The organism is Kribbella antibiotica, assembly GCF_004349055.1.
Lineage (GTDB): Bacteria > Actinomycetota > Actinomycetes > Propionibacteriales > Kribbellaceae > Kribbella > Kribbella antibiotica.
Window position 1 is genome coordinate 18,347 of sequence record NZ_SMKX01000044.1, and the last position, 18,779, is coordinate 37,125.

An 18,779-nucleotide genomic window follows, 5' to 3' on the forward strand; every position below is an offset into this window, starting at 1 on the left:
CGAATCCTGCGGCCCTCATGGGGAAGTCGATCTCCGATATGAACTCGGGCTCAGGTATGGGTCTGGTCAATGGGCAGGATGGCCGATTCGTAGCTTCCGGTGCTCGAACGGTTACGGATAGGTTTCGCAGCGTTGGCCACCCGGCGAAACGAATCCAAGCAGTCCGCGCCCCCGTCTGTTGCGAGGTTGTCATGTTTGATCTGTTGGACAGCGACTGCGACTGTTGCCACCTCGGTCCGGCTTCTCGAGGTGCTGGCGATGCCTGACGCCGTCGCATCGCCGCACAGCAGTTCCGCCATGGTTCCGCGGCGAGCCGCGAACTACACCGCGACTCGGCCTCCACACGACGCCACGCGGTCGCGACATACCGATGTCCCGGAGCCGGATGACCACGGCGGGGCGATCGTGCGGGCGATCGCGGTGCTTGGTGCGGATGCTCTGATGTGGGCGGTCGCGGATCTGGCTGGGTTGCCGGTTCCGGAGTTGCTCGTGGGGCTGGATCTCTTGGTCGCTGACGGGATGGTCGTCATCGGTGCTCCCTTGACCCTGACTCGTCGTGGTGCGGCCTGTAGTGCATTGACGGAGATGCCACCTGGCCGGCGGATTCAGGCGCACCTTGAGGCGGCGCGCCTCTTGAGGGAGGCTGGCGCCGGTGCCCGGGCGGTTGCGGCCCAGCTCATGCAAGCCGGCCCGGTCGGGCTTCCCTGGGCGGCCGGGACGCTGCGTGCCGCTGCCGCTGAGGCGAGTGATGGGTCTGAGGCCGAGGCATACCTGCGTCAGGCGTTAGCTGAGCGTATCGACGGCTATCAGCGAGCCGCCGTCATGATCGATCTGGCGGTACTTCGTGGGGGTGCCGAGGCCCGCGATTCCATCGAGATGTTGGTCGAGGAACTTCGGCGGACGTCGCATCCAGCGGGCGTACTGATCCTCGCTGATGAAGTGCGACGCAAGATGATCGCCCAGGGACGGCATCTGGAAGTTCCGCGGCTGCTCGAACTCGCAACCAGCCGTGTGGCAGGTGGGAATCATCCGGCAGAGGCGAGACTTCGGCTGCAGTGCGCGGCGTTCCGTGCCAGGTCGCTGACCGGTGTCAAGGCTTTGGAGGCGACCGTGGAATGGCTCGGGAAGCGGGCCGGAGGAGAACCGGAGCTAGCGCTGCCGCTGCGGGCCGCACGAGCTTCGCGCGCGACGCTACTCGGTCGCGATGCGGAGCAGGCATTGCACGATGCCCGAGCAGTCCTGGCCGGCGCTGGTCCCGAGATGCAGTTCGAAGACTGCTGGCACGCGCTCTTCGCCATGTCGACGGCTGCGGCTCCGGCGGAGCTGGACGCCGCGGTACTCGTACTCCGGAGCAGGCTGGCTGCTGATGCCGATGCATGGGACTTGGCCGAACTCGACAGGTTCCGGGTGCAGGCGTTGCGTCGCAAGGGTGACCTGCCGGCAGCGCTCTCACTCCTGAAGCGCCTGCTCTCGCGCACCGAAATCCTGCGGAATCAGCCCTTGGTGGCCTGTCTGGTGTCGGCCTTGGCCGAGACAACGGTTGCCGCCGGAGGCGGCAGCAATGCCGCGGATCTCCTGGCGGTCCACAAGTTGCTCGACGGGAGGGCCGACATGGACGTCCTGCCGTTCCTCCTTCAGGCCCGCGGCCAGGTCCAGCTTTCATCGGGCCAGTTCGACTTCGCAGTGCAGTCCTTCCTGGAATGCGGGAGCATGCTCACCGGCTCGCTGGTCGACAACCCGGAGCTGATTCGATGGCGACCAGGCGCTGTCCGGGCGCTGTTGCGGCTGGATCGTGGGACGGAGGCGGTTCAGCTCGCCGAGGAGAATCTCGACCGTGCGAAGACGTACGGCGCACGGGGGGCGATGGGCTTCGCACGGCTTGTCCTGGCTGTGACGCAGCCGGAGCAGGCGCGACGGGAGTTGCTGACCCAGGCCGTCGAAGACCTGAGCGGCGCCGGTCAGTTGCTGGATGAGGCGCTGGCGCGCTACGAGCTCGCGAAAACGCTCCGGTCGGATGGTGACGATCAGCCGGCCGATCAACAGTTCCTGCGGGTGGTGTCGCTGGCCGATCAGTGTGGAGCCCGTCCGCTGGCGGAGCGAGCGCGATCAGTGGCACGACCCTCGGCGCTCCCGAGCTGGCGCCGAGGGCTGACCCCGCAGGAGTGGAAAGTCGCACGGCTCGCGGCCGGCGGCTTGTCCAACGCGGAGATCGCGAAGGAAATGTTCCTGGTCCGCCGGACGGTCGAATTCCACCTGTCCGGGGTCTATCGAAAACTCGAGGTCTCCGGACGAGGCGAACTCACGGACCTACTCCGCGACGTCCGATGACCACGCCGGGAGCGGCCTCCAACAGCCGATAGTCGCTCTGGCTCCACCAGGACTTCGTACCCACGGTTTCACTTTCTGCTCACCGTCAAGCTCAGGGGTGTCGAGGCAGATGACGTGGGTCCCACGACAGGAGCCCCGCCGACGGTTGATCGAGGGCCAGGTGGGCTGCTCCGATGGCTCCCGCGTCATCACCGAGAGCGCCGAGAGCGATCAGCGGCGGTTCGGGGGTGATCGGGAGCAGCGTCTCGCGCAATGGCTCGAGCCACTGCGCGAGGGATGAAGCGACGCCTCCGCCCAGGACGATGATGTCGGGGTCGTACGCAGTGGTAAGGGTGGCCAGCAGTTGACTGAGCGCTTCGAAGGCATCGGACCGGGCAGATCGTAGTACTGGTTCAGTGAAGATGGCGCGCGGATCATCGAAGCCTGCCGCTTGTGCGGCCCGTGTCATGGCGCTGCCCGAGCAAGCGTCTTCGAAAGTACCGTGCCGGTACGGCAGAGCTCCGAACTCGCCGACGGCTCCTGACCGGCCAGTCAGCAGTTGCCTCTGCAGAAGGGCCGCCGTACCGACGCCGGTTCCGACCGTCACCATGACCGCGTCAGTCGAGTCCTGAACGACGCCGGCTTTCGCCTCACCGTACAGAGCGGCATTTGCGTCGTTGACGAAACATGAACCCGGCAAGGCGTCCGAGAATGCGGTGCCCTCGAGTCGCGGTGCGTTGGGTGCCGTGCGGATCACTCCCGTCCGCGGATGCACCGCGCCGGGTACTCCGATCACCGTTCGGATCGGTCTCGTCCCGGCCAGCTTCGCGATGCGTTCGGCGAGTTGGCGGGCAATCTGCACACCAGTACCCCGCGGGGTGGTGTCTCGCTCGCGCGCCACCACCCGACCGGCTGGGTCGACGATGGCGATCCGGGTGTTGGTACCGCCCAGATCAACTCCGCACACGATGTCCATCAGCGTCTCCTCTCAGTACTCGGCGCCGGAGACCGAGGCGTTTGTTTGATGATGGAGCCGATTGCACCAGCGGTGCCTCGGCCTTCACCCGGGTCACTCGTCCGAGCCTGACACCGAAGATCGACGGCGGTGACCATCGGCCCTACCTTGGGGTTCGGCCGGGGATGGGAGCGACTTCGCGGACACTGAACCACTTGTAGTACTGAGGTATCGAGGTGGTGATCCCGTCGGTGCGCAGGTAGACGGAGTAGTTGGGCCACGTGAACGGCTTGCTCGCATCGCCGTATGGGTCGTCGTCAGGAGAGGTCACGTGGGTGCACGGTGTCCCGGAGGACAGGTTGCCGTCGTCGGTGTAGGAGTTCACGAGCACCCAGTTGCCGCCGTGCCTCGGCGGTGACGGGTTGGTGGTGTTCCCGATCGACATCTCCTTGTAGAGTTCGAGGCGTACCTGGGTGTCGTTGTGCCAGTCGCGGTCGTTGCCGGCGTCGATGTTGCGGGCGACGAACTTGTACCCGATCCACCGGTTCAGCGGCAACCGCCCGTCGACGCTTCCTTCCGCTGCGGTCCAGTACTTCGGCTTGGTCGCGGTTCGAAAGTTGGTGTTGGGGGTGTGGTACAGCTCCTTCTCGAAGTCGACCCGGCCGTCGAACAGCATCCGGGCGCCGTACCCGCCCGAGGCGCATTGCCAGTTGTCCGGCCAGTGGTTGGTCTTGGCAACGGCTTCGAGGCCGGCCCAGCCGACTCCGGAGTCTCCGGTGCTGTAGGCGTAGAAGGTGATCTCGACGTTGTTCCACTTGTCCTTGGCGCTGATGCCTGGGGGGACCTCGCGCGAGTCGTTCTTGCGGACGTAGACGCGCGGGTACTCGCCGGTGATCTTCAGCTGGCCGGCGCGGTCCCCGGCCGAGCCGTAGATGTCTGCGGAGAACTGACCTCCGGACATCACGAGTTCGGGATCGGCCGCGAGGTTGTTGGTTCCGCTGTAGGTGCGTGCCGGCCCGTTCTTCCAGTTGTTGTTCCACCGTTTGCCGACCGATGGGTTGAGCATTCGCAACCCGAATGCGTCGAGGCCACGGCGGCCGCCGAGGGCCGGGCCGGTGGTTTCGCTGGTCGTCGACGCCGCCACGGTCTGGTCGGAGATGATGATTGGAACGCTGACCGCGGTCGCGAGTAGCGCGACTCCCGCGAGGCGACTGGTTCTCCAGAGTTTCACAGTGCTGTCCTTTCGTGGGTGTGGTGGGTCAGTCCTTGACGGCTCCGGCGAGCCCTTCGATGAAGTAGCGCTGGAAGAAGATGAAGACCAGGACGATCGGGATCACCGACAGCGTCACCGCGGCGGCGAAGCCGGACAGGTCGACGCTGTACTGCTGGGTGAAGGCGCGTAGCCCGACCGAGACCGTCCTCAGTTCGGGGTTTCCGAGAGTGAAGATGAGCGGGACGAAGTACTCCTGCCAGCTGGAGGTGAAGCCCAGGATCGCGGTGGTGGCGATGATGGGCTTGGCGAGCGGGAAGATCAGCCGGAAGGTACGCAGGAAGCCGGCGCCGTCGATGGCGGCGGCGTCGAAGAGTTCTTGGGGGATGGCTGCGAAGTAGCCGCGGAACAGCAGGGTGCTGAAGCCGACGCCGCTGGTCAGTACCAGCACGATTCCCCAGATACTGTTGAGCAGGCCGATGGTCTGGATGAGGTCGAAGATCGGCAGGATGCTGGTGGCGGTCGGCATGAACAGGAATGCCAGGATCAGCAGGCTCATGGTTCGGCTGCCGGGGAAGGTGTAGCGCGCGAGGGTGTAGCCGGCCAGTGCGGCCGATACCACGGTGATTGCGGTGCTGGCTGTGCTGTAGAAGATCGAGTTGATCAGGTAGCGGCTGAAGTTCGCGGTGGTCCAGGCGCGTTCATAGTTCTCGGCGGTCCAGTGGTGTGGCCACAGGGAGAACCCTGAGGTGTACATCTCGTTGGATGTCTTGAACGAGGAGAACACCGGCCATAGGAACGGATAGAGATAGAAGAAGGACACGGCCAGCATCACCGCGACCAGGGCGACGGAGGCGGGCGTCCATTTGCTGCTCCGCAGGGTGCGTTTGGCCATGGCTAGACTCCGTACTCTTTGCGCTTGAGCTGGGCGCGGCCGACGAGCTTGCCGACCAGGGCGTAGATCAGCAGCACCGTGACCCCGAAGATGAAGGCCGCGGCGCTGGACGTGCCGAACTGTGGTCGGGCCTGCGCGAACGCCATCTCGTAGACGTAGTAGTTGATGACGTAGGTGTCCGTGCCGGGTCCGCCGGAGGTGAGGATCTGGATCCAGTCGAAGATGCCGAGCGACCAGATCAGTCCGAGTGCGGTGATGATGACAGCCATCGGCCGTACCAGCGGCAAGATGACGTGCCACATCCGCTGCCGGCTGTTCGCACCGTCGACCTCAGCGGCATCGAGTAGGTTCTGGGGTACCAGTTGCAGGGCGGCCATCCAGAAGATGACGTACTGACCCATGATCTGCCAGGTCGAGATGACCGCGATCGTGGCGAAGGCGATCGGCCCGGACCGCAGGAAGTCCACCGGCTCGTCGACCAGGTGCAACGTCGACAGCAGGTTGTTGATCGCGCCGTCCGAGGGGCTGAGCAGGTAGTAGAAGACCATCGCGACGATCGAGGCCGGCATCAGCCACGGCAGGAAGAACACGGTCCGGAAGAAGGTGGGCCACTTCAGCCAGGAGCGGGTCAGCAGCAGGGCGAGCAGGAAGGACAGCGGCAGCTTGATCAGGGTCTGCCCGATCGTGAACAGCCAGGTGTTCAAGTACGCCTTGCCGAACAGCGGATCACCGAGCACCTTGCGATAGTTGTCGAGTCCGACGTTCGGTGAGTCGCCCAGCGTTCCGATGCCGTCGAAGTCGTGCAGGCTGAACTGGACGGTTCGGACCAGCGGCCAGACTGTGAAGGCCAGGAACAGCAGCGCGAACGGAAGGATCATCAGGTAGATGTATCCGAGGTCCGAGGTGCGCAGCGGGGTGCCCGCCGCCGTCTTCCCGAAGCGGCGCCTGCGTCCGTGGATGCGATTCGCCATGGTTGCTCCAACCTCTCCCTGCCGCGATGACGTCGAGATGAGGGGGCGACGGTCCGGCCTGTCATCCAGGCCGGACCGGTCACCATCGAACTGTGGTGTCACTTCGTGTACTTGAACGGGGTCACGCCGTCCCACGCGGGTTCGGCGAAGCAGTCGGTGGAGACCTTCAGTCCGGCCGAGGCTTCCTTGCCGAGTTCGGCCTCGAAGACCTTGTTCTGCTTGTCCTCCACGGATCTGGCCATCGAGGGCCAGTCACCGCCGCTCAGCAGAAACTTGTTGATCGTGCTGTGCACCAGGTTCTCCTGGATCTGGTCGACCTTGGTCAGGGCCTGCGACTTGGCCAGGTCCGGGCATTTGAGGGCCGGTACCGGGGCCAGGACATGCAGCTTCGGGTCGAGCGGCAGCAGGTCACGGGTGGCGTTGTCCTTCGGTAGCCACTGAGCGGCTTTGTCCGGGGCCACCCAGGGAAGCAGATCGAACCCCTTCTCGGTGAAGTGCTGGGCGTACCACCCGTTGGGTCGGGTCATCCACTCCAGGAACTGAGTCGCCTCCTTCGGGTGTTTGCTCTGCGAGCTGATGAAGAGCTCGGGCAGCGGCGGTCCCTGCGGGATCCGTCCGGCGTAGCCGTCCGGGGCGGCCGTCGTCTTGGCCGGCGGTAACGCGACACCGAAGTTCTTGAACTTGAATGTCTCGGGGAAGACCGTCGACATCCAGCCGCCGTCGAAGTAGAACGCCGCCTTGCCGCCGGCGACCGCCTGCCGGGCGGCGATCTTGTCGTACTGGCCGGGCAGGACGTGCTTCTGCTCGTACAACGACCGCAGGTACTGGATCGCCGCGACGAACTGCGGGTCGGACGTCTCGGTGAACTTGCCGCTCTGCGTCGAGACCTTGCTGGGGGTGTACCCCTTCACGTTGACCGCGACGAAGGTCGACAGCAGGCGCTCGATCTCGTCAGGGCTCTGCGTCGACTGGGCGATACAGCTCGCGCCGGCCTTCTCCTTGATGGCCTGACAGGCGGCTGTGAACTGGTCCCAGGTGGCCGGCAGATTGCCGGTCAGGCCTGCCTTGGCCAGGACGTCCTTGTTGAAGTACATGTACCCGTACCCGATCGTGCCCGTGGAGGGCGGGCGTGGGACCGTGTAGATCTTGCCGTCCTTGCCGTAGATCGGCTCCATCAGGTCCGACGTCCCGCGGAACCGGGACTTGAAGTCGGCCGGCAGGACGGAGGCGTCGAGCGGCGCGGCCCAGTTGTTGCCGAGGACATCGGTCAGCTCGAAGTAGTCGCCGGCCGTCGGCCAGGTGTAGGAGAACAGGTCCGGAGAGTTCTTGCTCCGGAAGCTGAGCGGCAGCGCCTGCTTGTAGTCGTCCTCGGCCAGCGCCTCGGGCACCACCGTGATGTTCGGGAACTCCTTCTTGAACTCCGCCGCGGCCTCCTTGTAGAAGCCAACCCGTTCCTGGCTGTAGCCCTGCCATTTAAGGGTGACCTGGCCGTCCGCGGACGACTCGCCGCCGCTGCTGCTGCAGGCCACAAGTGTGACCATCGCCAGAGCGGCGCCCACCGCCGGCCAGCTGAGCTTGTTGGGTTTCATCGGTACTCCGTTTCGTTGTGAGAACTGGGATTCGGCCCCAGCCATTCTTCTAGGTGGGATGCGACGAAATCGTCGTCTTGCAAAGCGGGATAGGCAGCTGTGACGCGGTCGATCTCCGCGAGTTGGCCGGCCGATAGCTGTTCGTCGGGGTCGAGCATCGTGAGGTTGGCCAGCAGGCCTTGGCGGCGAAGGATCTCGTGCAGGCCTGGCACCGATCCGGCGAATCGGTTCGCCGCGTCGAACAGGGCCGCGTTGGCATCGGTCAGTTGTGCCGCGGTGAGCAGCAGTTCCGCACTGACCGGACCTCGCTTCGCGAGCTCGACGAGAGCGACGGTGGGCCTGGTCCAGACGGCGGCCTGCCCGATCAGCGCGCCGACGATCCGTTTGGTCCGGCCGGCGAACTCGAACGGAGTCATCAGGTCGAGCAGGATGTTGTCGTCGTTTCCGGTGTACAACGCGATCTCGTCGGCGCGGCTCGACTCGCAGACGGCGCGTACGACGTCCTGGGTGAAATACCGGCTGAAGGGCGCGATCTTGATTGCGGACAGCGAGGGCAGCTCGGCCAGCCTGGCCCAGAAATCCGGGCCAAGGTAGGCGCCGCCGACATCGGGCTGCAGGTAGAAGCCGAAGACCGGCATCACCTCGCCGACTTCGGCGACGCGTTCGTGCAGAGCGGTGGCGTCGAGTCCGCGCGGAATCACCATCGCGAGGTCGTACCCGAGCCCCCTGGCCAGGTCAGCCTCCTGGGCGCTCTCGACGCCGGCGACGAGAACCGTCGTGCGGTCGTGTCGTTTGACCTCCTCAGCGGCCAGGGTCAGCACGGGCTCGAGAAGACCGGCGTCACGGATCCCGAACTGGGTGGTGTGTACGCCGACGGCCAAACCGCCCGCTCCGGCCGCCAGGTAGTAGCGGCTCAGTGCGCGCTGACGGCTTTCGTCGAGCTTTCCGTCCTCGGTCAGCGCCAGTGGGTGCGCGGGGATCAGGACGCCCTCATGCAGCGCAGCTGCGGTCTGCGGTCGCATCAGAATCTTCCGTCTCGCTGCTGGAAGTGGCTGTCCTTGCCGTGTACGGCGCCTTTGGCCAGGACCCACTCGGCGGTGTGCTCGATCAAGGTGCGCACCGGAAGGCTCGGATAACCGAACAGGTCGTGGCCGCGGGTTCCGTTGCTGAGCAGGGCGGTCGGGCGTTCTTCGCCGGTGAAGATCGGCTTGCGGCCGAGGAGGGCGCCGAACTGCTCGGCGACCCATCGCACCGACACCGTCTCGGGGCCGGCGGCGTTGATGACCAGTGCAGGCGCCGCGCAATGCTCCAGCAGTCGCAGCGTCATGGAGTTGACGTCGCCCTGCCAGATCACGTTGACGTTGCCCATGGCAAGGTCGATGGACAGACCGGCTCGGACGGCCTTGGCGATCTCGAGAAGGACGCCATATCGCATCTCGACGGCATAGTTCAATCGGACGATCGCGGTCGGAGTGCCGTTGGTTCGGGAGAAGTGCTCGAAGATGCGCTCACGGCCAAGACAGGACATCGCATACTCGCCGATCGGACCCGGGGGAGTGGACTCGTCTGCTCCCCCGCTGGTGACCGCGACGAGGGGATAGACGTTGCCGGTGGAGAAGGCAACCGTTCGTGCAGTGGGGTACCGCTCGCAGACGCGGCCGGGCAGGTAGGTGTTGAGGGCCCAGGTTGTGCTCTCCGCGCCGCTGGTCCCGAACTTGCGACCGGCGAGGTAGATGACGTCGGCGGCATCAGGCAGATCGTCGAGCGGGTCGAGCAGATCCGCCTTGAACGTCTCGACGCCGGCGGCGTGTAGCCGATCGGCCAGGGCCGGTTCGAGGGAGCGCGCGACGCCGATCACCTTGTCGGTGCGCCCCGCCGCATCCATCGCGCGCCGGGCCATGATGGCGAGTTCGGGGCCGAGCTTGCCGCCGACACCCAGCAGGATCAGATCGCCCGAGCCCTCGGCGATGCTCTTGACGACCGCGTCGTCAGGCGCGGAGAGGATCTCGTGAAGTTCATTCAGTGTGCGCATCAGTGGCTTCCGATCAGCGTGGTGAAGGAATCGAGGGCCTCTTCCAGTGGGGGCACGCCGGGGTACCAGGCGCGCTCCCACTCCAGCGAGAGCCAGCCGCGGTAGCCGATGGCGTCCAGTTGCGAGAGGACTTCGAGCAGTGGGACGGTTCCGTGGCCGGCCAGGACCGGGGTGAGCTGGTCGGGCGCCGCGACGTCTTTCAGTTGAACGTGGCGGAGCCACGGGGCAAGGAGCCGCGCGGTCTCGGCGATCTCTTCACCGGCCCGCCACGGGTTGACGACGTCCCACAGCGCGCCGATCCGAGGTGAATCGACCGCAGCGCAGATCCCCGCGACGGCCTTCCCGGAAAGAAAGGAGTCGTGGGTCTCCAGCAAGACCGTGACGGGGCTGTCTGTGATGCGCTCGGCAATTGCGGCCAGAGTTTCGACTGCTCTGTCGTAGACTCCGCCGCCGAACACCCGCACGTAGGGGCTTGCGAGCCGTTCGGCGATCTCGACGTGGCGCAGTACTTCGGCGGTGGGGTCACCGTCGGGACGAGCGACCTGGACGTAGGAGGCGACACAGAGGGCCTGGATGTCGCCGAGTTGCTCGCGGACTGCGCGGAGCCTGCCGGGCGTCGCGTCCGGGGAGACGGGTTCTCGGTCTGCGCAGCGCAGTTCGACGGCCCCGCAGCCGAAGCGTCGGGCGAGGTCGGCGACGTGCTCGATCGGGTCTCCCGGGCAGCCAAGAGTGCTGAACGCCAGGCGCCTCATGCCGCAGCCTCCTCGTCGACGGCCGCGATCGACACAGGTCTGCCAAGAGCGGCCGATTCGTACGTCGCCTGCACGGCGGCCACGACTGACAGCCCGTAGTCGCCGTCGACGGTCGGAGCCTCGTTACCCGCGAAGTCGATCAGCTGGTCACGGAAGGCAGACACGAAATCCTGGCGGTCGGTCGGCTCCCGCAGCTGGACGGACCGGCCGGCTTGAAACATCCAAAGACCAGTGTGGTCGGACAGGCGCAGTGCGCCTTCTTCGCACACGACCTCGGTCTCGTTCTGTGGAGGCAGCCCGGTACTGGTGACCGAGATCCCCACCTGCAGGCCACCTGCCAGGCTGAGCAGACCGACCGCCTCGGTCTCCACCTTGAGGCCAGGCCTGCGCCATACACGGGCATCCACGCCGATGACACGCTCGCCGGCCAGGACTTGTGCCCTATCGATGCAGTGCCCGCCGATGTTCATCATGATGCCGCCGCCTGCCATCTCCGGGTCGAAGAACCAGGAGGGACGTACGGCAGGGTCGTAGTCGACGGCGCGGCGTTCGGTGATCAGAAGCGGCCGGCCGAGCTGGCCCGACCGCAGCACGTCAGTGGCCTGGCGGACCGCGGGGACGAATCGTTGCAGGTTGCCGACGGCCAACCGCACTCCGGCCTTGGCGCAGACGTCGATCATCAGCCGGCAGTCGGAGACCGTGGTGGCCATGGGCTTTTCCATCAGGATGTGCAGACCCGCTGCCGCGGCGTCCACCGCCATCGGCGTGTGCAAGGCGTGGGGTGACGTGATGACGACGCCGTCCAGGCCACCCGCGGCGAACATCGACCGGTGGTCGTCAAAGACCTGCGCATGTGCTTGAGCGGCCAGCGTCTCCGCGGCATCCCGGCGCACATCACAGACCGCGGTGATGTCGACGACCGGGAGGCCTGCGGCCGCCTCGACGTACAGGGTCGCGACGCTTCCCGCGCCGACCAGGCCGAGTCTCACTTAGATGCTTCCTTTCACAGGAACGCGCATTGGTGCGGTCGAGGATCGAAGAACCAGGCGTGGCCGCAACTGAACCTGGGGAACAGGGATGGCGGGTCCGCTTTCCAACCGGCGCAGGAGCAGTTCGGCCGCCAGCGCGCCGACCTCGGACTTGGGGGGCGCCACGGTGGTCAACGGCACCTCGCCGATCTCGGCGACTTCGTCGTCGTAGGCAACGATCGACAGATCGCGGGGAACCGACAGGCCGACTCGGCGCAGGTGCGGTAGCAGACCCGCGGCGTCACGGTCACCGAGGCAGAACACAGCGGTGATCTCGTGTTCACGGCACAGTTGCGCATAGGCCGCGAGCTCCTCCTGCGTCATCCACTCGCCATGCAGCACCACTGCTTCGGGGACCTCCTCGAGGCCGAGTTCGTCCGACGCGCGGTGGAAGGCCTCCGCCACCGGAGCTCCGGTGGGGCTGTTGACGCGGCCCAGGTGGCCGATCCGCCGATGTCCGAGTTCGGCGAGATGGCGAACGGCCGCATACGCGCCGCCCAGGTGGTTGCTGCAGACATAGGCCGTGGCGTCGTCGGGGGCGGGATTCGCGGGACGCCGTTCTACCAGGACGTAGGGGACCGGCAGCTCGTGCAGCCGGTCGACGTGTGCCTGTGGGTCCTCCACCATGTGGAGATTGGGAACGAGGAGCAGACCGTCCACGCCCGCCTGCAGCAGATGCCGCGTCTGCTGCTCCTCCAGTGCCAGGTCGTAGTCCGAACTGGAGAGCATCATGCGGACGCCCGCCGCGCTCAGCACCCGCTCGATTCCCTCGATCACTTTCGGGTAGAAGTACGAGGTCGACGGCACGAGCACGCCGACCAGCCGGCGGGCGCCGGGGGCTGGGGGCGGTACGGCGAGGACGAAGGTGCCAGATCCCTGCCGTCGCTGCAGCAGACCCTCCTGGCCGAGCACGTTGATCGCGCGCCGGACCGTGTTGATGCCGACCTGATGCTCGCGTGACAGTTCGTGCTCGGTCGGCAGCCGCACGCCGACCGGCCACCGACCCTCGGCGAGGCCTTGTCGGAGGAGTTGCGCGAGGGCGACTGACTTCGTCCCTCTAGGGAATGAATGCAGTCCATCAGGTGCCGTCATAGTGGGAGTTTGCTGAGCAGTAGGGGCTATGTCAATCCCTAAATGGCGACAATCTGTGATTCATGGGGAATGAATTTCTTCCATTTGTGTCTCTCTTCAGGTGGTCATTCCATTGATTGCGTCCCTTCGTTCGGGCTACGTTCTGCTTCGTCATGGAGGGGAGAACGACGCCTATGGGTGCGGAACACATCGCTCTGCGAGCGCGCTGGGCAGACATCCTGATCGGCCGCGAGATCGATCCTGGAGATCCGATCTTTTGCGGAGCGCTGCGTCGAATGAGCGACGAGGCCGTGGCTCTGACCGAGGTCCTGCGGGCTGGGCTGGAACATCACAATTCGATGCTCATGCGTCAGTCTTTCCAGCTCTTGCGGACCCTGGCTGTTGCTTGCCGGACGCCCGGTGCCGCGCAGTACGGCGATGCCGGCCTGGCCACCGAAATCGTCGCCGGCCTGGATCTGCTGTGCGAGCGTGCCTACCGTCCAGGCGTCGAGCCGGCCGGAAACTGGTGGGACTGGGAGATCGGCACGCCACACGCACTGACGGATACCTGCGTGCTCCTGTACGACATTCTCATCCCGGATCAGCTGGCCGGCTACCTGGCGGCCGTCGAACATTTCGTGCCTGACCCGCGGTGGCAACAGGCAGGTGTCAATCCGTCGACCGGCGCTAATCGCAGCGACCTGTGCCGGGCGCAGATCCTGTGCGGCCTTCTCGCCGGAGACGACCAGAAGATCTCCGAAGGGGTCGCCGCTCTGCCGCCGTCCTACGCTTGGTCGGACTCCGGCGACGGGTTGCACAAGGACGGATCCTTCATCCAGCACTACAACATTCCCTACACCGGCCTGTACGGCGTCATCCTGCTGGACGGGTTGGCGAACCTGTTCGCTCTGCTGGCGGGATCGCGATGGGAGATCTCCGATCGAAGCATCTTGCACGAAGCGGCACTCGAGGTGTTCGCGCCGGTGGTGTGGAACGGGCTGGTGTTCGACGCTGTCCGTGGTCGAGGGGTGGTTCGCAGCTACCGATCGGACCACAAGGACGGTCGGCTCGTCATCGCTGCCCTGCTCCGTCTCGCGGAGGACGTGCAGCCCGAGGTTGCCTCGCGCTACCGATCGCTGGCCAAGGGATGGATCGAGCGCAGTGGTCACGAGCCGTTCATCGATCACGCATTCGTTCCCCAGTTGGCGCTGGCCAAGGCCGTGCTGTCCGACCGTACTGTCCTGCCGGCCCCGGAGCCGGTGGAGCACCGGCAGTTCCCGGACATGGATCGGGTTGTGCATCGCCGTCCAGGCTGGGCGTTCGTCATCAGCATGGCGTCGTCGCGAGTCGGCCGTTACGAGGGAGGCCCGATCGAGAACGAGAACCTGCGTGGCTGGCACACCGCCGCCGGTATGACGTACCTGTACGTGGACGGGGACCGAGGTCAGTTCTCGGACGGATTCTGGCCGACCGTCGACCCATACAGACTTCCCGGTACCACGGTCGACACTCTCCGACTGGCCGCCGGGGACGGCTACCGCGAGACCACGTCAGCGAACTGGGTCGGCGGGACGACGCTCGGCCAGTTCGGCGCGGTAGGCATGCAGCTCGAAGGGCTGGGCTCTGGAGAGGTGGCCTCCAGCCTGCGGGCGACCAAGTCCTGGTTCTGCTTGGACGATGTAGTCGTGGCGCTCGGCGCCGGGATCGCTGCTACTGACGGCCGAACCATCGAGACGACAGTCGAGAACCGCCACCTGAAGGATGTCGAACTCGTCATCGACGGGCGGGACTACCCGATCGCCGGCGCGCCGGCCGTGGTTGATGGAACGCGATGGGCGCATCTCGGCGGTGTCGGCGGCTACCGGTTCTTGGTGCCTGCTGACCTTCAGATCGTGGTCGAAGACCGGACCGGCTCTCATCGCGACATCGGTCCTACTGACCCTCTCGGTACGTCGCTCACCAGGCGTTACTGCACTCTCTGGCTCGATCACGGACTCAATCCCACTGCCGGCGCCTATGCCTACATGGTGCTTCCGGGAGCCGGGCAGGACGAGACTGTCGCCCGCCCGGCGCCACAAGTCCTTGCCAATACCCCAGCCGTCCAGGCGATTCGCGATGGACAGACCGGGGTGACGGCAGCGAACTTCTTCGAGGCAGGGAGCGCCGGCGGGATCACGGTCAGCGGGCCGGCCTCCGTCGTCGTTCGGGAGCAGGATGGTCACCTCGAAGTGTCGGTCACCGACCCCACCCGTGGAGCGGGGCCGGTGACCGCCGTTCTCACATGGCCGAGTAGTGCGCCGCGAGCCGGCTAGCCGGGACCTCGTAGCCATAGACGGCGACCTTGCCGATCGCCCCCTGGAAGTACGACGCGAAGTCGCGGGTGCCGATCCGGAACGGCGCCGTGCCGTTGCCGGGAATGATGGAGTAGCCCTGCAGGCTGTCCGTGTCGCGCAACACCCCGTTCTTGTAGACCTTCGTGTATCCGGTGGGGTAGGTCGAGCTGGTGTCGACCGTGTTGATGACGAGGGTGTAGTGGATCCATTGGCCGGCGGTGACCGTGTCCTGGAAGTAGCTTCCGGCGCCGAGCCCGCCGGCGAGGTTGAAGGAGTATCCAGAGATCCGGTTGGGGCGGCTCTCAGCGTTCGCCTGCGAGTACATCCGGGCCGTGTACTCGTGCTGGTTGGCGACCCCCTTGCCCATCCAGTGGACGTACCCGGAAGCTTCTTGATGGGTGAACTGCAGGACGTCCGGCCGCAGCCATGCCTCGACGGTCAGCCGCCCGGTCGTCGGTATGCTCAGATAGTTGCTGTCAGCAATCTGCGCGTACTGGGACGAGCCGTTGAACTTGGTGGCCGGATCCCCGTTGGGCATCGATGTCGCCGTCGGCGAACCGAAGTACTTTCCGGTCCGGCCACGGCCGCTGCTGTCCTTGACCGTGCGGCCTGAGTCGCCCATCCGCCAGTAGGCGGCAGGTGAATCCGCAAGGACAGCGGTGTCGTACGTCGACAGGCCCCTGCAGGACTCGCCGAGTTCGGCCGCCATGGCCGAACCCGGGGCGATGACAGCGGTGAGAAGGGTCAGACTTGCGATGATCAAAGTGGACAGTTTTTGCTGAGTCTTCATTGGTCTCACACCTCACGCCGGGGGAAGCGGGGCGACTTCCCGGACGCTGAACCACTTGTAGTACTGCGGGATCGCCGTGGAGAGGCCGTCGGTGCGCAGATAGATCGAGTAGTTCGGCCAGGTGAACGGCTTGCTGGCGGCACCGTACGGATCGTCGTCAGGCGACGAGGTGTGGGTGCAAGCGGTGCCGGAGGACAGGTTGCCGGTGTCGGTGTAGGAGTTCGCCAGAACCCAGTTGCCGCCGCCCGAGGGTGCGGCCGGGTTGATCGTGTTGCCGATCGACATTTCCTTGTAGAGCTCGAGGCGTACCTGGGTGTCGTTTTGCCAGTCGCCGTCGTTGCCGGCGTCGATGTTGCGGGCGACGAACTTGTACCCGATCCACCGGTTCAGCGGCAACTTCCCGCCGACGCTGCCTTCGGCCGCGGTCCAGTAGTTCGACTTCGACGCGGCCTGGAAGTTGGTGTTGGGGGTGTGGTAAATCTCTTTCTCGAAGTCGACCCGGCCGTCGAACAGCATCCGGGCGCCGTACCCGCCCGAGGTGCACTGCCAGTTGTCCGGCCAGTGGTTGGTCTTGGCAACGGCTTCGAGGCCGGCCCAGCCGACTCCGGAGTCCCCGGTGTTGTAGGCGTAGAAGGTGATCTCGACGTTGTTCCACTTGTCCGCCGCGCTGATGCCGGGTGGGAGGGAGAACGACTCGTTCTTGCGGACGTAGATGCGTGGGTACGCGCCGGTGATCTTCATCTGGCCCGCGCGGGTACCGCTGGAGCCGGAGACCTCCGCGGCCTGGTCGCCGTTCGCAAACGCCAATTCGGGATCGGCTGTCTGGTTTCCCGCGTTCGTGTAATTGCGGGTGGAGCCGTTGTTCCAGTTGCTGTACCACTGCTTGCCGACCGACGGGTTCAGCATCGTCAGGCCGAACGTGTCGATGGTGCTGGGACCACCGGTGCCGATGTCGGCGGCCGTCACGCCGTCGTAGCGGACGTCGCCGTTAAAGGACACCAGGCCCGACTTGCCGGCGGTCAGCGCACTGTCAGATGCCGACAACTGCTGGACACCGTTGACCGACAGCGTCAGCGCGCTGCCGTTGGCCGAGCCTTTGATGGTGTACCAGGTGCCGGTGTTGACGGTGTACGCGACGCTCGCCAACGTCGTGAGTGCGCCGCCGACCTTCTTCCGGATCTTCAGCTGACCGTCTTCGTAGATGAACAGGTAGTAGTTGTTCGCGTCGACGTACCGGGCCATCACTCCTGCCGTGCGGCCGGTCGCAGCCGACCAGCTGGCGGCCTTGAATGCCGCCTCCACGTTGACATTGGTCGAGGCCGAATCGCCGAACACCGATCTGGCTGTGCTCGACGTCGTCTGGTAGACCTGCGTGCCGTCACTGACGATCGAGTAGGCGCCGGTCGCGACCGTGAACCCGTCCGCTACGCCGTCCTCGAACGTCTCGTTCACCGCTGTCGCCGCACTGGCGAAGTCCACTACCGACACCAACGACAGCGTGACCACCGCCGCCAGCGGCAAGCTCATCCTGCGAAATTTCATGGAACTCATTCCTTTCGGATAGAGGCGAAATTCATTCCCATTTAAATAACCTTCCTGAAAAGGAGAATAGTGAGCAGAATTGCCATGTCAAGATTCCGAACGGAATCAATAGAAATTGTTTCTGGGTGAAATTCATGCCCCTTGACTGGGTGGCGGCGGTTCCGTGACCATGGGGTGTGCGCCCCTTCGACGACCTGAGGTGACCATCCAGGTTCCGGCTGGCACCGGCGGGTTCCAGGCGTTGCCGGTGATGGCGTCGCGTAGTGCGGTGAGCAAGTTGAACCGAGAACGGCCGCGGATCATCCAGCCGCGTATCGGTCGAACACTCCAACCGCGCCGTACCGTCTCCTCAGCTGATCCCAGTGACTCGCCGGCCGGACGCTGGGTTTTTGCTTATCTGACAAGTCTTACCATTCGGCGAGTGTCCTGGACCCTTGGTGTTGAGGTGCTAAGCGTGCAGCGCCCGTCGTCGCAGGTGCGCTCGAGACGACCTCTGGAGATGGTCTGGATCAAGCCGATCGTCCAGCTGGCCGGGCAGCCCCTGAGGGCGAGCAGGCCCATCGGAGCCGGTAGCAAGGAAGGGAATCCGACGAACGGGATCAGGGCGATCGATCCGGCCAGGGCCCCGAACCCGACGGCACCCCGGATGAGATGACGAGGCAACGAAGTACTGGCGAAGTCAGTCATGCGGCTCCTGGAGGTACGCGTGGACCGCGGTTCGCGCGCGATGCAGACGCGACTTCATGGCGGCCGTACTGAGGCCAGCGTGTCCGCCACCTCATGGCCCGATCGGCCTTGGACATCTCACAACACCAGGACCCGACGCTGGCCGACCGGCAGAGCCGCGATGGCCGCAGCGACCCGCTCGACCTCCAGGCGGTGCAGTGCGTCCTCCTCGGCCGATCGAGCCGGCGGGTCGACGCTCGCCTCCGGCCGCCGCAGCGGCAGCCGCGACCGGCGGATGCACTCGTTGCGGACAATCCGAAACCCTGTTGAGCGTCACGGATTCACTATCGCGTTGAAGTAGGAAGCAGATCCGCCCAGGGGTGATTTGCGACTGGTGGTCGTGTCGGTGCTGGAGTGCCAGTCGCGGATCTGGATCCTTCTATCGACTCTGGGGCGTCGCCGTTGCCCTGCGAGGCGCTGGCAGGCGCTGGGGGGCAACGCCGCCCGCGAGCAGTTGGGCAGCAGTTCAACACCATGACCCGCTCCGCAAGGCCTATGTCGCCTGCTGTCGGTGCTCGAACATCCAGGTCTCAGGACGCCTACTGGCTACCTCCAGTGTCGGGTGGGCCGATCGCCGG

Annotated in this window: 14 protein-coding genes; 2 read left to right on the forward strand and 12 right to left on the reverse strand. The window is 65.5% G+C overall.

Going from position 1 to position 18,779, the window contains the following annotated elements; translation table 11 throughout:
- The first annotated feature begins 258 nt into the window (after nucleotides 1-258).
- Entirely contained in the window at nucleotides 259-2,328 is a 2,070-nt protein-coding gene (locus tag E1263_RS17365; RefSeq protein WP_132168555.1) for a helix-turn-helix transcriptional regulator, read from the forward strand.
- A gap of 91 nt (nucleotides 2,329-2,419) precedes the next feature.
- Here the strand turns inward: E1263_RS17365 and E1263_RS17370 are convergent, their stop codons facing one another.
- The 10 genes from E1263_RS17370 to E1263_RS17415 form a co-directional block, all read right to left on the reverse strand.
- A complete protein-coding gene (locus E1263_RS17370; RefSeq protein WP_132168557.1) occupies nucleotides 2,420-3,283 on the reverse strand; it encodes an ROK family protein in 864 nt (287 codons plus the stop codon).
- 142 nt (nucleotides 3,284-3,425) lie between these two features.
- Nucleotides 3,426-4,493, reverse strand: a complete 1,068-nt coding sequence (locus E1263_RS17375; protein WP_132168559.1) for a hypothetical protein — start codon at nucleotides 4,491-4,493, stop codon at nucleotides 3,426-3,428.
- Between the two features lie 28 nt (nucleotides 4,494-4,521).
- Nucleotides 4,522-5,367: a carbohydrate ABC transporter permease gene (locus E1263_RS17380; RefSeq protein ID WP_132168561.1), complete on the reverse strand. Its 846-nt coding sequence runs from the start codon at nucleotides 5,365-5,367 to the stop codon at nucleotides 4,522-4,524.
- A gap of 2 nt (nucleotides 5,368-5,369) precedes the next feature.
- Nucleotides 5,370-6,338: a carbohydrate ABC transporter permease gene (locus E1263_RS17385; RefSeq protein ID WP_132168563.1), complete on the reverse strand. Its 969-nt coding sequence runs from the start codon at nucleotides 6,336-6,338 to the stop codon at nucleotides 5,370-5,372.
- Between the two features lie 98 nt (nucleotides 6,339-6,436).
- Nucleotides 6,437-7,927, reverse strand: a complete 1,491-nt coding sequence (locus tag E1263_RS17390) for an ABC transporter substrate-binding protein (RefSeq protein ID WP_165956651.1) — start codon at nucleotides 7,925-7,927, stop codon at nucleotides 6,437-6,439.
- Nucleotides 7,924-8,949, reverse strand: coding sequence for a dihydrodipicolinate synthase family protein (locus tag E1263_RS17395; protein ID WP_132168567.1), 1,026 nt, complete (start codon nucleotides 8,947-8,949; stop codon nucleotides 7,924-7,926). Before E1263_RS17395 ends, E1263_RS17390 begins: the two co-directional genes overlap by 4 nt.
- On the reverse strand, nucleotides 8,949-9,959 hold the full coding sequence (locus tag E1263_RS17400; RefSeq protein WP_132168569.1) for an NAD-dependent epimerase/dehydratase family protein: 1,011 nt from the start codon (nucleotides 9,957-9,959) through the stop codon (nucleotides 8,949-8,951). Before E1263_RS17400 ends, E1263_RS17395 begins: the two co-directional genes overlap by 1 nt.
- Complete coding sequence (locus tag E1263_RS17405; protein ID WP_132168571.1) at nucleotides 9,959-10,711, reverse strand: sugar phosphate isomerase/epimerase family protein; 753 nt, start codon at nucleotides 10,709-10,711, stop codon at nucleotides 9,959-9,961. Before E1263_RS17405 ends, E1263_RS17400 begins: the two co-directional genes overlap by 1 nt.
- The gene (locus tag E1263_RS17410; RefSeq protein ID WP_132168573.1) at nucleotides 10,708-11,700 is read right to left on the reverse strand and encodes a Gfo/Idh/MocA family protein; all 993 of its coding nucleotides are present in this window, start codon (nucleotides 11,698-11,700) and stop codon (nucleotides 10,708-10,710) included. Before E1263_RS17410 ends, E1263_RS17405 begins: the two co-directional genes overlap by 4 nt.
- Nucleotides 11,701-12,831 carry a substrate-binding domain-containing protein gene (locus E1263_RS17415; protein WP_132168575.1) on the reverse strand — a complete coding sequence of 377 codons (1,131 nt, stop codon included), beginning with the start codon at nucleotides 12,829-12,831 and terminating at the stop codon, nucleotides 11,701-11,703.
- A gap of 173 nt (nucleotides 12,832-13,004) precedes the next feature.
- Between E1263_RS17415 and E1263_RS17420 the strand changes: the two genes are divergently transcribed.
- Nucleotides 13,005-15,122, forward strand: a complete 2,118-nt coding sequence (locus tag E1263_RS17420; protein ID WP_165956652.1) for a polysaccharide lyase 8 family protein — start codon at nucleotides 13,005-13,007, stop codon at nucleotides 15,120-15,122.
- Here the strand turns inward: E1263_RS17420 and E1263_RS17425 are convergent.
- Complete coding sequence (locus E1263_RS17425) at nucleotides 15,088-15,933, reverse strand: LamG-like jellyroll fold domain-containing protein (protein WP_132168579.1); 846 nt, start codon at nucleotides 15,931-15,933, stop codon at nucleotides 15,088-15,090. The genes E1263_RS17420 and E1263_RS17425 overlap by 35 nt on opposite strands.
- 12 nt (nucleotides 15,934-15,945) lie before the next feature.
- A complete protein-coding gene (locus tag E1263_RS17430; protein ID WP_132168581.1) occupies nucleotides 15,946-17,475 on the reverse strand; it encodes a LamG domain-containing protein in 1,530 nt (509 codons plus the stop codon).
- Nucleotides 17,476-18,779: the final 1,304 nt, after the last annotated feature.